This is a genomic window from Variovorax sp. OAS795 (assembly GCF_040546685.1).
In the GTDB taxonomy this organism is placed as follows: domain Bacteria; phylum Pseudomonadota; class Gammaproteobacteria; order Burkholderiales; family Burkholderiaceae_C; genus Variovorax.
Genome location: NZ_JBEPOH010000001.1, coordinates 345,317 through 359,362 on the forward strand (window position 1 = coordinate 345,317; position 14,046 = coordinate 359,362).

Annotated in this window: 15 protein-coding genes and 1 pseudogene; 9 read left to right on the top strand and 7 right to left on the bottom strand. The window is 68.8% G+C overall.

The genetic code is table 11. The features are described 5' to 3' along the window. Positions 1 to 37: 37 nt before the first annotated feature. A complete protein-coding gene (locus tag ABID97_RS01760; protein ID WP_354396857.1) occupies positions 38 to 1,231 on the bottom strand; it encodes a phosphoglycerate kinase in 1,194 nt (397 codons plus the stop codon). Between the two features lie 91 nt (positions 1,232 to 1,322). Then, entirely contained in the window at positions 1,323 to 2,231 is a 909-nt protein-coding gene (locus tag ABID97_RS01765; protein ID WP_354396858.1) for a LysR family transcriptional regulator, read from the bottom strand. 87 nt (positions 2,232 to 2,318) lie between these two features. Between ABID97_RS01765 and ABID97_RS01770 the strand changes: the two genes are divergently transcribed. From ABID97_RS01770 to ABID97_RS01795, 6 genes and pseudogenes are all read left to right on the top strand, one after another. Next, positions 2,319 to 2,867 carry a VOC family protein gene (locus ABID97_RS01770; RefSeq protein WP_354396859.1) on the top strand — a complete coding sequence of 183 codons (549 nt, stop codon included), beginning with the start codon at positions 2,319 to 2,321 and terminating at the stop codon, positions 2,865 to 2,867. Then, positions 2,860 to 3,981 carry an alpha/beta hydrolase family protein gene (locus tag ABID97_RS01775; protein ID WP_354396860.1) on the top strand — a complete coding sequence of 374 codons (1,122 nt, stop codon included), beginning with the start codon at positions 2,860 to 2,862 and terminating at the stop codon, positions 3,979 to 3,981. Before ABID97_RS01770 ends, ABID97_RS01775 begins: the two co-directional genes overlap by 8 nt. A gap of 7 nt (positions 3,982 to 3,988) precedes the next feature. Then, positions 3,989 to 5,639: pseudogene (locus ABID97_RS01780) on the top strand (FAD-dependent oxidoreductase). Next, positions 5,636 to 5,839 carry a DUF2783 domain-containing protein gene (locus tag ABID97_RS01785; protein ID WP_354396861.1) on the top strand — a complete coding sequence of 68 codons (204 nt, stop codon included), beginning with the start codon at positions 5,636 to 5,638 and terminating at the stop codon, positions 5,837 to 5,839. The pseudogene ABID97_RS01780 and the gene ABID97_RS01785 overlap by 4 nt, the downstream one beginning before the upstream one ends. Further along, on the top strand, positions 5,836 to 6,813 hold the full coding sequence (locus ABID97_RS01790; protein WP_354396862.1) for an MBL fold metallo-hydrolase: 978 nt from the start codon (positions 5,836 to 5,838) through the stop codon (positions 6,811 to 6,813). Before ABID97_RS01785 ends, ABID97_RS01790 begins: the two co-directional genes overlap by 4 nt. A 37-nt stretch (positions 6,814 to 6,850) precedes the next feature. Beyond that, positions 6,851 to 7,825 carry a Bug family tripartite tricarboxylate transporter substrate binding protein gene (locus ABID97_RS01795; RefSeq protein ID WP_354396863.1) on the top strand — a complete coding sequence of 325 codons (975 nt, stop codon included), beginning with the start codon at positions 6,851 to 6,853 and terminating at the stop codon, positions 7,823 to 7,825. 9 nt (positions 7,826 to 7,834) lie between these two features. On the opposite strand, the gene ABID97_RS01800 is transcribed toward ABID97_RS01795, so the two are convergent. Genes ABID97_RS01800 through def form a run of 5 tightly spaced genes read right to left on the bottom strand, consistent with a single transcriptional unit; the run spans position 7,835 to position 10,896 of the window. Next, entirely contained in the window at positions 7,835 to 8,173 is a 339-nt protein-coding gene (locus tag ABID97_RS01800) for an AzlD domain-containing protein (protein ID WP_354396864.1), read from the bottom strand. Further along, the gene (locus ABID97_RS01805; protein WP_354396865.1) at positions 8,170 to 8,910 is read right to left on the bottom strand and encodes an AzlC family ABC transporter permease; all 741 of its coding nucleotides are present in this window, start codon (positions 8,908 to 8,910) and stop codon (positions 8,170 to 8,172) included. Before ABID97_RS01805 ends, ABID97_RS01800 begins: the two co-directional genes overlap by 4 nt. Next, entirely contained in the window at positions 8,910 to 9,875 is a 966-nt protein-coding gene (gene fmt, locus ABID97_RS01810) for a methionyl-tRNA formyltransferase (protein WP_354396866.1), read from the bottom strand. The genes ABID97_RS01805 and fmt overlap by 1 nt, the downstream gene beginning before the upstream one ends. Further along, the gene (locus ABID97_RS01815; protein WP_354396867.1) at positions 9,872 to 10,378 is read right to left on the bottom strand and encodes a hypothetical protein; all 507 of its coding nucleotides are present in this window, start codon (positions 10,376 to 10,378) and stop codon (positions 9,872 to 9,874) included. Before ABID97_RS01815 ends, fmt begins: the two co-directional genes overlap by 4 nt. Beyond that, positions 10,375 to 10,896 carry a peptide deformylase gene (gene def / locus ABID97_RS01820; protein ID WP_354396868.1) on the bottom strand — a complete coding sequence of 174 codons (522 nt, stop codon included), beginning with the start codon at positions 10,894 to 10,896 and terminating at the stop codon, positions 10,375 to 10,377. The genes ABID97_RS01815 and def overlap by 4 nt, the downstream gene beginning before the upstream one ends. Positions 10,897 to 11,056: 160 nt before the next feature. Here def and ABID97_RS01825 point away from each other — a divergent pair, with 160 nt between their 5' ends. The 3 genes from ABID97_RS01825 (at position 11,057) to ABID97_RS01835 (ending at position 14,042) form a co-directional block, all read left to right on the top strand. Next, positions 11,057 to 12,271 (top strand): LysM peptidoglycan-binding domain-containing protein, encoded by a 1,215-nt coding sequence (locus ABID97_RS01825; RefSeq protein ID WP_354396869.1) that lies wholly within the window; start codon positions 11,057 to 11,059, stop codon positions 12,269 to 12,271. Between the two features lie 18 nt (positions 12,272 to 12,289). Continuing rightward, positions 12,290 to 13,450: a DNA-processing protein DprA gene (gene dprA / locus ABID97_RS01830; protein ID WP_354396870.1), complete on the top strand. Its 1,161-nt coding sequence runs from the start codon at positions 12,290 to 12,292 to the stop codon at positions 13,448 to 13,450. Positions 13,451 to 13,523: 73 nt separating this feature from the next. Further along, positions 13,524 to 14,042 carry a Smg family protein gene (locus tag ABID97_RS01835; RefSeq protein ID WP_354396871.1) on the top strand — a complete coding sequence of 173 codons (519 nt, stop codon included), beginning with the start codon at positions 13,524 to 13,526 and terminating at the stop codon, positions 14,040 to 14,042. The last annotated feature ends 4 nt before the right edge of the window (positions 14,043 to 14,046 follow it).

The following is a 14,046-nucleotide window of genomic DNA, read 5'->3' on the forward strand; positions in this document are numbered from 1 at the left end:
GCTACAGGAAGCGGGCGCGCCAGGCGCGCAAGAAAAATCAGCCCGCGGCACGCCTGGAAAGGATCTCGAAGGCCGGCAGCGTCTTGCCCTCGAGCACTTCGAGGAAGGCGCCGCCGCCGGTCGAGATGTAGCCGACCTGCTTCTCGATGCCGTACTTGGCGATGGCCGCGAGCGTGTCGCCGCCGCCGGCAATCGAGAAGGCGCTGCTTTCGGCGATGGCTTGCGCGATGGCCTTGGTGCCGCCCGCGAAGGCATCGAACTCGAACACGCCCACCGGACCGTTCCAGACGATGGTGCCGGCTTCGCGCAGCTGCGCGGCCAGTTGCGCGGCGGTCTTCGGGCCGATGTCCAGGATCAGGTCGTCATCGGCCACGTCGTTCGCGTCCTTCACCGTGGCGGGCGCATCGGCCGCGAAGGTCTTGGCCGTCACCACGTCCACCGGAATCGGCACGTCGGCACCGCGGGCGCGCATGGATTCGATCACCGCCTTGGCCTGGTCGATCAGGTCGGGCTCGGCCAGCGACTTGCCGATCTTGAGGCCGGCCGCGAGCATGAAGGTGTTGGCAATGCCGCCGCCGACGATCAGCTGGTCGACGTTGGCCGACAGGCTCTTGAGGATGGTGAGCTTCGTGCTCACCTTGGAGCCCGCCACGATGGCCACCAGCGGCCGCTTGGGCAATGCCAGCGCCTTGGAGATGGCGTCGATCTCGGCCGCCAGCAGCGGGCCGGCCGCCGCGATCTTGGCGAACTGCGCGATGCCGTAGGTGGTGGCTTCGGCGCGGTGCGCGGTGCCGAAGGCATCGTTCACGTAGATGTCGGTGAGCGCGGCGAGCTTGCGCGCCAGCGCTTCGTCGTTCTTCTTCTCGCCCTTGTTCACGCGGCAGTTCTCGAGCAGCACGACCTGGCCGGGCTTCACGTCGACGCCGTCGACCCAGTCGGCCACCAGCGGAACCTCGCGCCCCAGCAGTTCGCCCAGTCGCTTGGCCACGGGCGCCAGAGAGTCCTCGGGCTTGAACGCGCCTTCGGTCGGGCGGCCCAGGTGCGAGGTGACCATCACGGCCGCGCCGGAATCGAGCGCCAGCTGGATGCAGGGCACCGAGGCGCGGATGCGCGTGTCCTCGGTGATGTTGCCGGCATCGTCCTGCGGCACGTTGAGGTCGGCACGGATGAAGACGCGCTGGCCGGCGGCCTTGCCCTGTGCGCACAGGTCGGTGAATCGAATGACGTTCATGGGGGTCTGGTGTGGTGGAAGACAGGTCGCACGCATTGTAGGTTTCGCCCCGCGGCGGCTCCATACGCGCCCGACCGCGCACCGATGCTTTTCAGCCGCCCTTGTGCTGCGCCCGCGCAAATCGCTCGAGGACTTCGACGAAGCTCGCGGCGGCCGGCGAGAGGGTGCGGCGCGCGGCGCTGTAGACGCAGACTTCGCGGTGGAAGTCGGGCGACTCCAGCCGCACCATCTGCAGGCCATGCGCGCGCACCAGCGGCGCCGAATAGGTCGGGCACACGGTGAGCCCGAGGCCCGAAGCGACCATGCCGAGCGCGGTGGTCATGTACGACACCTCCTGCGTCTCGGGGCGCAGCATGTACGCGCGCTCCGCCGGCCCCAGTTCGGGCAGCACGCGCTGGCGAAAGTCGCGCGTGGGCGCAATGAAGGTGTAGGGCGCGAGTTCATGCCAGCGCAACTTGCGGCGCCCGGCAAACGCATGGCCGGGCGGGCAGATCAGCCAGTGCCTGTCGCGAAACAGCGTCCGGCGCTCGATGGCACCGTCCACCGCCACGTCCTGCCCCACCGCCAACTCCACATCGCCGGCCATGACGCCGGCGAGCAGGTGCTCCGGCAGGGTGTCGGCCAGGCGCACGTCGACGTCGGGATAGGCCTTGCGGTAGACCGCGATCACGCGCGGCATCAGCGTGCAGGCCATCAGTTGCGGCGCTGCAAGACGCAACAGACCTTTCTTCTTGTCACGTAAATCCGTCACGCCGGCCACCGCACTCGCAAGGTCGCCCAGCAGCCTGTGCACCGACGGCAAAAATTCGCGGCCGGCCTCGGAGAGCTGCACGCGGCGCGTGTGGCGGTCGAGCAGTTGCACGCCCATCTCGCGCTCGAGCTCGCGCACCAGCACGCTGAGCGCGGACTGCGTGAGATGCAGTTGCTGCGCGGCGGCCGTGAAGCCGCCGGCCTCGGCCACGGCCTTGAAGGCGCGCAATTGGCGCAGGGTCAGATTCATATGTCTATTTCATCAATGAATGAATTAATTTCGATTGCATCATAGGACGCGGCATTGCCCAATCACGGCTCACCGGAGACAAAGCCAATGCCGACGACCGCCCCCACGGCCCCCGCAGTTCGCGGGCTGCACCATTTCGCCTGGCGCTGCCGCGACAGCGAGGAAACGCGCCGCTTCTACGAGGACCTGCTGGGCCTGCCGCTCGCCCACGTGATCAAGAGCGACCACGTGCCGAGCACCGGCGAGTACTGCCCGTACGTGCACATCTTTTTCCAGATGCGCGACGGCTCGTACATCGCCTTCTTCGACCTGGGCGACGACGTGGCCGCGCTGCCTTCACCCAACACCCCCGCGTGGGTGAACCACATCGCGCTGCGCGTGGATTCGGTCGAGGACCTGCTCGCGGCCAAGGCGAGACTCGAAGCCGCGGGCGTCGAAGTGCTGGGCGTGACCGACCACCACATCATCGAGTCGATCTATTTCTTCGACCCCAACGGCATCCGGCTGGAGCTCACCACGCCGACCGTGCCGCAGGCCGAGATGGACGCGCATGCGAAGCGCGCCCGCGCAGACCTCGACGCATGGACCGAGCGCAAGGCGCAGCTTCGTGCAGCGAAAGGCGGTACCAATGCCTGAGCTGCAACTCGCCGTCATCGACGTGAAGCCCGGGGCGGCGATGGAAAGCCAGTCGGGGCTGCAGATGCTGCGTCCGCGCATCTACGGCGCCTTTCGCGCGCCGACAGGCCCCAAGAAGATCGCAGCCATCGTGATGCACCCGACCAGCAACTTCATGGGGCACTACCTGATCGCACCGCTGGCCGAACGCGGCATCTGCTGCATGGGGCTGAACTCGCGCTACGTGGGCAACGACACGGTGCTGCTCATGGAGCGCGCCATCCAGGACCTGGGCGCGGGGGTGCAGTACCTGCGCGCAGCCGGCTACGAGAAGGTGTTCCTCGTCGGCAACTCGGGCGGCGCCGCGCTCGCGAGCTTCTACCAGGCGCAGGCCGAGAAGCTCACGGCCACGCACCTGCCCGACGGCGACCCGACCCACCTGCACCCGGACGACCTGCCGCCGGTGGACGGCATTGCACTGTGCGCCGCCCACCTGGGCCGCACGCGGCTGATGCGCGACTGGATCGACCCCTCGGTGACCGACGAGCACGATCCGCTGTCGGTGGACCCCGCGCTCGACATGTACGACCCGCGCCACCGCCCGCCCTACGAGGCCGAATTTCTCGCACGCTTCAGCGCGGCGCAGCAGGCGCGGCTCGACCGCATCGAGCAGTGGTGCATGGACCGGCTCGCGCAGCTGCGCAGCACGCCCGGTGCGCCGCGCGACCAGGCCTTCGTCATCTACCGCACGCACGCCGATCCGCGCTGCGTGGACCTTTCGCTCGACCCCAACGACCGCCTGCCGGGCAGCGTGTGGGGCGATGCGCGGCAGGTGAACTACTCGGCCAATGCGATGGGGCGCACCACCTCGCTCACGGCGTTCCTGTCGCAATGGTCGTCGCGCTCGCAGGCCGACGGACCGACCAACCTGGCGCGCACCACGGTGCCCAAGCTGCTGCTCACCTACACGGGCGACCAGTCGACCTTCCCGAGCACGCGCGATGCATGGATGGCCGCGGGCGGTGCGCGCATCCGCAATGTCGACATCGTGGGCGGCAACCACTATCTCGCGGGCCAGCCCGAGCTGGTGCCCCGGGCGGCGGATGCCATCGCCGAATTCGCCCACGCGCTCTAGAAAAGACATGGAAAGCTTTGCATTCGCGCCGGCCTACGCGCTTCCGAGCTGGCCCTTCACGACGCCGCCCGAACTGGGCAGCAGCCAGACCGTGCGCCACCCCATCGTGATCGTCGGCGCCGGGCCTTCGGGCCTGACGCTGGCCTGCGACCTGGCCCGACGCGGCGTGCGCGCCGTGCTGCTCGACGAGGACGACACCGTCGGCGTTCGCGGCGCCTCGTCGCGCGGCATCTGCTATGCGCAGAAGAGCCTGGAGATCTTCGAGCGCCTCGGCATCTACGAGCGCATTGCGGCCAAGGGCATCACCTGGTCGTTCGGGCGCACCTTCTCGGGCGAGCAGGAGGTCTACAACTTCAACCTGCAGGCGAACAGCGTTTCGGCACAGCCGCCGTTCATCAACCTGCAGCAGTTCTACGTCGAGTGGTTCCTGGTCGAGCGCATTATCGAGCTCGGCCTCACCGACCTGCGGTGGAAGAGCCGGGTGACGCGCGTGGAGCCGCTCGGCGATGGCGCGCGCATCGAAGTCGAAACACCGGCGGGCCGCTACACGATCGAGGCCGACCGGCTGATCGACGCCACCGGCGCGAACAGCGCGATCCGCACGCAGCTCGGCATCGACGCGCATTCGTCGCGCAGCACCGACCGCTGGTGCATCAGCGACGTGCGCTTCAAGAAGCCGCTGCCCGTCGAGCGGTGGACCTGGGTCGATGCCCCGTTCAACGAAGGACGCGGCGTGTGGCAGCACCTGATGGCCGATGGTGTCTGGCGCATCGACTACCAGATGCCTGAAGACTGCGACACCGCCGCCATCAGCCGGCCCGAAGTGGCGGGCGCGCGGCTGCGGGAACAGCTCGGGCCGGACGTGGAATTCGAGTTCGTGTGGATCGGCCCGTATGGCTACCGCGACCACCTGCTCGACAGTTTCCGCCACGGCCAGGTGTTCTTCATCGGCGATGCCGCGCACGTGGTGAGCCCCTTCGGCGCACGCGGCGGCAACAGCGGCATCCAGGATGCCGTCAACCTCGGGTGGAAGCTCGCGCTGGTGGCGCAAGGGCAGGCCGGCGATGCGCTGCTCGACAGCTACGACGCCGAGCGCCAGCCCGCCGCAAGGCAGAACCTGGAAGTGACGAGCCGCTCGGCGCGCTTCCTGGCGCCGCGTTCGCCGGCCGAGCACACGCTGCGGCGCGCAGTGGTGTCGCTGGCCCGCGCGCCATCCGTTCGCGCGAGCGCTGGTGAACACGGGCCGCATGTCGGTCGCCAACGACTACCCGCCCGCGCCGCTGCTGCCCGAAGGCGGCCGCAGCGTGCAGAACCTGCCGCTGCGCTGGGCCGACGGGCGCCAGACGACGCTGATGCAGCTGCTGGCCGAGGACACCGGGTGCATCGGGCTCTGGCTGGCGCCGACACGCGCCGAAGCCGACGCGGCACTGGCAGCGACCGCGTCGCTTGCGTTGCGCCTGATGGCCATTGGCGGCGACAGCGGCCTGCCCACGCTGCACGCCGACGACCAGCTCACCGGCCACCTGGGCCTTCGCGAGCCGGGCAGCTTCGCGCTCGTGCGCCCCGATGCCTACCGCGCCGTGATGCTCGCGCACGCCACCCCCGATGCGATCGCGGCCGCGCTGCGCACGGCCCTTGCCAAGGACGCCGCCCCATGATCACCGAGCCCCGCATTCCCGATCCCGACGGCTTCTATGCCGCCCTGCTTGCCGCGCACGAGGGCCTGGACGAAGCCCGCAGCGCCGACCTGAACGCGCGGCTCGTGCTGCTGCTGGCCAACCAGTGCGGCGACCAGCAGGTGCTGCTGGAGTGCATCCGAGCGGCGGCCGAAGACTCTCGAACAAGCAAGGCCACATGAACACCAACGTCTCCTTCGCCTCCGCTTCCGACATGCGCGAGCAGAAGCCGCGGCTGCACGAACTCGCGCCCGATGTGTACGGCTACATCAGCGACTTCGATCCGAACTGCGGCTTCGTGGTCGGCGACGACCAGGTGGTGCTGATCGACACGCGGCCCACGCCGCGCATGGCGCGCGACTTTCTCGCCGCCATCCGCACCGTGACCGACAAGCCGATCAAGACCATCGTGCTCACGCACTACCACGCGGTGCGCGTGATGGGCGCCAGCGCCTTCGGCGAGGTCGAGGCCATCATCGCGAGCCACGGCACGCTGGACTGGATCCGTACGCGCGGGCAGGCCGACTTCGACTCGGAGGTCGGCCGCTTTCCGCGCCTGTTCGCGGGCGTCGAAGAGATCCCCGGCCTCACGTTCCCCACGATGAGCTTCGAGCGCCAGATGAGCCTGTGGCTCGGTCCCCGCGAAGGCGCGGGCCGCGAATTGCGCCTCATGGCGCTGGGCCGCGGGCATTCGAGCGGCGACACGGTGGCGTGGCTGCCCGGCTGCGGGGTGCTGTTCTCGGGCGACGTGGTGGAGAACCATTGCGGCGTCTACGCGGGCGATGCCTACATCGGCGACTGGACCGGCACGCTCGACGCCGTGCTCGCGCTCGAGCCGCGCGTGCTGGTGCCGGGACGCGGCGCGGTGCTGCAGGACGAAGCCGCCTGCGCCGAGGCCATCGGGCTCACCAAGGCGTTTCTCGGGACGCTGCTCGGCAGCGTGAAGGCGGGCATCGACGCCGGCGAAACGCTCAAGGGCTGCTTCGCACGGGCCGAGGCCGCGATGGCGCCGCGCTTCGGCAGCTGGCCGGTGTTCCAGCATGTGCTGCCCTTCGACGTTTCGCGCGCCTATGACGAGCTGCGCGGCATCGAGCATCCCAAGGTGTGGACGGCGGAGCGGGACCGCGAACTGTGGCAGACGCTGCGCGGCGGATGAACCCTCAGATTTCAAGCAAGCAACGGAGACAAAGACGATGAAACGCTTCCTTCCCCTGTTGGCCGCAGCCCTCGCGCTGGCCGCCAGCCCCTTCGCCTCCGCGCAGCCGGCGGCCTACCCGAGCCAGCCGGTGAAATGGATCGTGCCCTACGTGGCCGGCGGCGGCACCGACAACCTGGCACGCGCGCTGGCCGAGGCCATGCAGCCGTCGCTCGGACAGCCGCTGATCATCGACAACCGGCCCGGCGCGTCCACCAACATCGGCGTGTCCGTGCTGATGCAGGCCAAGCCCGACGGCTACACCATCATGCAGGCCGAGAACGCGGCACTGCTCTTCAACGAGCACATGTTCGCCAAGCTGCCCTACAAGCCGGCGACCGACTTCACCTACATCGGCGCGATCGGCCGCTTTCCGGTGGCGCTGGTGGTGCATCCGGACTTTCCCGCGAAGAACGTGGCCGAGTTCGTGCGCTACGTGAAGGCGAACCCCGAGAAGGTGAGCTACGCCTCGCCGGGCAACGGCTCGCCGCACCACATGGCGATGGAGCTCTTCAAGCAGAAGGCCGGCCTCAGCATCACGCACGTGCCCTACAAGGGCGCCGCGCCCGCGATGACCGACGTGATGGGCGGGCAGGTGCCGACGATGATGCTCGACCTCGCTTCGGGCCTGCCGATCATCAAGGCCGGCAAGGTGCGCGTGCTCGCGATCGCCCTGCCCCAGCGTGCGGGCGCGCTGCCCGAGGTGCCCACCTTCGTCGAGGCTGGCTTCAGCGACGTCAACGCCTACGCCTTCCATGGCCTGATCGGCCCGGCCGGCATGCCGCCGGAGGCAGTGGCGCGCATCAACAGCGAACTGCACAAGGCCATGAAGGCGCCGAAGGTGGTGAAGCTGTTCTCGGAATTCGGCTTCGAGGCGCTGCCGGGCACGCCCCAGGAGTTCTACAAGCTCTCGCGCGCGGAGAGCGATCGCTGGGGCAAGATCATCCAGGCCGCGGGCGTGAAGCTGGACTGACCGGCCACGCTACCAGCCAAGCCCCAGGTGCAGCGGCAGGTACACCGCCATGCCTGCCAGCATCGTGCCCAGCACGCCGCGCCGCCAGTAGTAGTAAGCGGCACCCACGGCCGCGGCATACAGCCGCGCGTCGTGCAGCGTGGTGACCAGGTGGCCCTGGGTCATGACGATCTCGGGCGCGATCACCCCCGCGAGCGCAGCGGCCGGTGCGTAGTGCAAGGCACGGTGCGCCCACTCGGGCAGGCCCCAGGGGCGGTCGAGAATGAAGAAGAAGCAGCGCGTGAGCACCGTGACCGCCGCCAGCCCGACGATCACGCCCAGCGTCCACCAGTCGGTGGTGGCGCTCACTTGTCGTCCTCCGCGTCAGGATCGAGCCCGAACTGTTTCTCGAGCCAGAAGCACAGCAGCACCGCGGCGCCGATGGCCACCACGATGTTGAGCTTGAGCGGCAGCGCATAGGCGGCCACGGCGGTGACGCTGGCAATGAGCGCGGCCAGCACGCGCAGCCGCGTGGTCGCCATCGAGCAGACGATGGCGACGAGGCTCAGCACGCCGGCAAAGCCCAGGCCCCAGGTCTGCGGGATGAAATTGGCCAGTGCGATGCCCAGCAGGCTCATGCCCATCCACGAGCACCAGGTCACGAAGTAGTTGCCGGTGAGATAGGCCTCCTGCGCCTTCTGCGCATCGCCGGCGAGCGGCGGCGAAGGGTACTTCCTGGTGAAGAGCGCGTAGCTGAGGTCGGCCGTGAGATAGCCGTGCGTCATGCGGCGCCAGCGCGGCATGTGCATCAGGTAGGGCCGCAGGTGCAGGCTGAACACCACGAAGCGCAGGTTGACGCAGAACCCCGTCGCCAGGATCACCCAGGCCGGCGCGCCCGCGAACAGCAGCGGAATGGCCGCGAGCTGGGAGCTGCCGGCATAGACCAGCAGCGTCATGGCCACCGACTCGAGCACGCTCATGTTCGACTTGACCATGGCCACGCCCGTCATGAGGCCCCAGGCGCCGATGCCCAGGGCGGCCGAGGACATGTCGCGCATGCCCATGCGGAATTCGGGCCGGCGGCGGATGGCGGCGGACAGGAACATCAGCCGAAGCGCTGCCCGGGCTTCAGGTCGAAGCCGCGCAGGAAATCGGCCACGGCCAGGCGCTTGCCGCCGGGACGCTGGAGCTCGGTGACCATCACGATGGAGCCCGCCGCCGCCACCGCCACACCGGTGTCGGCCACGGCCAGGAGCGTGCCCGGCGCGGCCGACACTTCGGCCGGCACCTCCGCGGGCACCGCATGCGCGGACCAGAGCTTGACGGTCTCGCCGTCGAGCGGGCTGTTGGCGCCCGGAAAGGGATCGAAGGCGCGAATGCGCCGCACGATGGCTTCTGCCGGCTGGTTCCAGTCGATCTGGGCCTCGTGCTTCTCGACCTTGCTGGCATAGGTGACGCCCTCTGCCGGCTGCGGCGTGCGCGCCAGCTGGCCGACGCGGGCCAGCGCGTGGACGATCATCCGGCCGCCCAGTTCGGCCAGCCGGTCGTGCAGGCGCGCGGTGTTGTCGCCGCCGATGTCGACCGCTTCGCGCAGCAGCATGTCGCCCGTGTCCAGGCCCGCGTCCATCTGCATGATGGTGATGCCGGTCTGCGCGTCGCCGGCCTCGATGGCACGGTGGATCGGCGCCGCGCCGCGCCAGCGCGGCAGCAGGCTGGCGTGGATGTTGAGGCAGCCGGATGCCGGCAGGTCGAGCACCCATTGCGGCAGGATGAGCCCGTACGCGGCGACCACCATCACGTCGGGCCGTGCCGCTGCGAGGGCCGCGCGCGCGGCCGCGGCGTCTTCGGGGTACTTGCCGTCGAGCCTGAGGCTGCGGGGCTGGGCCACGGGCCAGCCGTGCGCCACGGCGCATTGCTTGACCGGCGAAGCCTGCAGCTTCATGCCCCGGCCCGCGGGCCGGTCGGGCTGGCTCAGCACCAGCGCGATGTCATGCCCGGCGGCGGCAATGGCTTCGAGCGCGACGCGCGCGAACTCGGGCGTGCCCGCGAAAACAACTCTGAGCGGATTCAATCGCGGATCCGATCGAGCTCGAGATCGTCCCCCGTGTGATAGCGCCGGACCACGCCCATCGGATCGATGTAGATATAGAGCATGCGGCGCTCGTTCACCGCCTTGTAGCGCCAGGTCCAGACGGCGCCGTCGAAGGAGCTGACGCGGCTGACTTCATACGGACGGCCGTAGAAGGCGATCACGTCGTTCTGGCGCCACTGGTCGACCTTGATGTCGTGGCCGAAGCGCGCTTCGTTGAGCACCTGGGTCACGGAAACCACCTTGCCGGAGGCATCGACGTCGATGTCCGTGACCTCGAAGCCCGCGGGCATGCGCGAATACTGGAGCCGCTCGCCCCCTCCGTTGAGCGGGTAGCGGCCGGTGGGCGCGCCCAGGCGCTGCAGGGTTTCAGCGGCCGTGGTCCCCGGGACGATGCGCGTCGGCTCGCTGACGCAGCCGGCCACGACGAGCACGAGCCCCGAGGCGAGCACGGAGGCCCAGGGCCGCGGCGCCGGAAATTTCACGCCCGGCCCTCCTTGGCCTCTTCCCGCTGCTGCTTGAGCAGCTTGCTCTTGATGCGGTTGCGCTTGAGCGGCGACAGGTATTCGACGAACACCTTTCCCAGCAAGTGGTCGAGCTCGTGCTGGATGCAGACGGCCAGCAGCCCATCGGCCTCGATGATGCGCATTTCGCCGTGCTCGTCCAGCGCCTGGACCTTGACCGACGTGGAGCGCATGACGCCGTCGTAGATGCCGGGGACCGACAGGCAGCCTTCCTCGTTGAGCACTTTCTCGTCGCTGGCCCAGATAATCTCCGGATTGATCAGGACGATGGGCTCGTTGCGCTCCTCGGAGACGTCGATGACGACCAGCCGTTCGTGCACGTCGACCTGGGTCGCGGCCAAGCCGATGCCGCTGGCGTCGTACATGGTCTCCAGCATGTCGGCAACCAGCGCCTTGATGCGCGCGTCCACGCCCTGCACGGGCTTGGCCACCGTGTGCAGGCGCTTGTCCGGGTAACTCAGAATGATTCGTTTGGCCATGAAAAAGGGGAAAAGTTGTGGCTATTTTCGCCAATTCCGCGACGCCATGAGCCGCGATTGCCTGAAAACGTTGCCCTCCCAAGGGCTTCGGGCGCAGAATTCGTAGCAAATTGTGAGATTCGTATGTGCACCGATACTCGGTGCGCTCACCCATCCAGACATGAAAATGCTCCGAACCCCTGCCCGCCAGCGCACGCCTCTATTCGCCACGTTGGCTGCCCTTGCGGTCATCAGCGGCGGCTCGACGGCGTGGGCGCAAAACTACCCTGTCACGCCGCAGCAGCGCGCCACGGCCCAGCAAACGGCCCAGAACGGCGTGCCGCTGAGCGAGCTGGCGCCCAACGCGCCGGACGAATACACGGTCAGGCCCGGCGACACGCTCTGGGGCATCTCGCGCCTGTTCCTGCTGCGCCCGTGGCGCTGGCCGGAGCTCTGGGGCATGAACATCAGCGAGATCGCCAACCCGCACCGCATCTACCCGGGCCAGGTGCTTTACCTGGACAAGAGCGGCGGCCGCGCCCGCCTCACCCTGCGCCGCGGCATGGGCGGCAGTGCCGACGGCGGCACCATCAAGCTGTCGCCGCGCACGCGCTTCGACTCGCTGGCCGGCATGGCGCTGCCCACGCTCAACCCGAGCGTCATCGAGCCTTTCCTCAGCGAGCCGATCGTGGTGGACGCCGACACACTGCAAGCGGCGCCGCGCATCGTCGCGGGCAACGACAGCCGCGTGCTGCTGTCGCGCGGCGACCGCGCCTATGCGCGCGGCAATGCCGATACGCCGCTGCTCGAGGCCCCGGGCCCGCTGCAGAATTTCCGGGTGTTCCGCACCGCCACGCCGCTGAAGGACCCGGGCACCGGCGAAATCCTCGGCTACGAGGCGCAGTACCTGGGCAAGGCCCAGCTCAAGCGCGGCGAATCGACCACGGTCGAGACCCAGAAGGACAAGGACGTCATCACGGTGGTGCCGGCCAGCCTGGACATCATCGCGGCGCGCGAGGAAATCCGCGCCGGCGACCGCCTGCTGCCTGAACCGCCGCGCCAGTTGCTCAGCTACGTGCCGCGCGCACCGTCCACGCAGGTCGAGGGCCGCATCATTTCGGTCTATGGCAACGCGGTTCAGTTCGCGGCCCAGAACCAGGTGGTGGCCATCAACAGGGGCACCCGCGACGGCATCGACAGCGGCCATGTGCTGGCCATCCTGAAGAATGGCGAAACCATTCTCGACCGGACCGGCGAGCGCAAGGAAACCATCAAGCTGCCGAATGAACGCATCGGCCTGCTGATGGTGTTCCGGACCTTCGAAAAAGTCTCGTACGCGCTGGTGCTCGAAATTACCGACACCCCGCGTGCCGGCGACTTCCTCGTCAATCCCTGACGCTTTTCCCGCTGTCGTTTGGAACGCGCAGAACTCGCAGGCTGGCTGCGGCTTTCACTGACGCCGGGCATCGGCGACGGCGGCGCGCGCCGGCTGCTGGCGGCCTTCGGCCTGCCAGAGAAAATCTTTGCGCAGGGCGCAGCGGCGCTGCGGCAAGTCGTCTCGCCGGCACAGGCCGAGGCCTTGCAGCAGGCACCCCATGGCCTGCAGGCCCAGGTCGACCAGACCTGGCAATGGCTGCAACCCGCCGCCGATGACAGCGCCGCCACCCGCCGCCTGGTGACGCTGGGCGATGCGGGCTATCCCGCGTCGCTGCTCGAGATGGCCGACCCGCCGCTGATGCTCTACGTGCTCGGCGCCGCGGCCTTCGACCTGACGCAGCTCGAACACAGCATAGCCGTGGTGGGCAGCCGCAACCCCACGCCGCAGGGCGCGGCCAATGCCCGCGCCTTCGGGCGGGCACTGGGCGAAGCGGGCTTGCCGGTGGTGTCGGGGCTGGCGCTGGGCGTCGACGGCGCCGCGCACCAGGGCGCGCTCGACGCAGTCGGCCAGACGCCGCGGCTTGCCACCGTGGCGGTGGTGGGAACCGGCCTGGACCGCGTCTATCCCGCGCGGCACCGCGACCTCGCGCACCGCATCATGTCGAACGGCCTGATCGTGAGCGAACTGCCGCTCGGCACGCCCCCGCTCACGCAGAATTTCCCGAAGCGCAACCGCCTGATCGCCGGCCTGGCGCGCGGCACGCTGGTGGTCGAGGCGGCGCTGCAATCGGGCTCGCTCATCACCGCGCGGCTCACCTCGGAACAGGGCAAGGAAGTGTTCGCCATTCCCGGGTCGATCCATTCGCCGCAATCGCGCGGCTGCCATGCACTGATCCGGCAGGGCGCGAAACTGGTCGAGTCGGTGAACGACATCCTCGAAGAGTTGCCTGCCTTGCGCAGCGCGGGCGGCGCGTCTGCGGGTCTTTTCGGGAACGAGGGCGACGGCAACGCGGAGTCCGCCACGCCGGAGAACCCGCTGCTCGAGGCGATCGGCTTCGACCCCGTGAGCCTCGATGCACTGAGCGCGCGCACCGGCTGGAGCGCCGCGGCGCTGCAGGCCAAGATGCTCGAACTCGAGCTCGACGGCCATGTCGCGCGGCTGCCCGGCGGCCTGTTTCAAAGAGCGGCGGCGGCGTAGGCACTCGCAGCGAATTGCACGCACAGCGTGCGAAGCCGGTGGACGGGCGACCCGCTTCGGCTATATTGGGCCCATGTTCGAAGTGCTCGTGTTTGTCTACGAAAACTATTGGCGCGGCGATGCCTGTCCCGAACCCGAACAACTGGGCCGCAAGCTCAGCGCACACGGCTTCGAGGCGGAGGAAATCCGCGATGCACTGCAATGGCTCGACGGGCTGAGCCTGGCGACCCAGGGCCTGCAGTTCGAGCGAAGTCCCACGGATGCGGCGGTGGCCACGGTCACGCTGCAGGGCGCGCCGGAGCCGGCGCTGCCGCAATCGGCCAATGCCATGCGGGTCTATTCGCAGGCCGAGCAGGAGCACCTGGGCGCCGACTGCCTCGGCTTCATCCGCTTTCTCGAGTCGTCGGACGTGCTGTCCTGCGGCTTGCGCGAGGTCGTCATCGAACGCGCCATGGCGGCGCCGGGCGACCCGGTCGCGCTGGACGAGCTCAAGATCATCGTGTTGATGGTTCACTGGAGCACGGGCATCGAGCCCGACGCGCTGGTGCTCGATGAACTCTGCGAAAGCCGCGAGGGCCGCCTGGCCCATTAGCCTG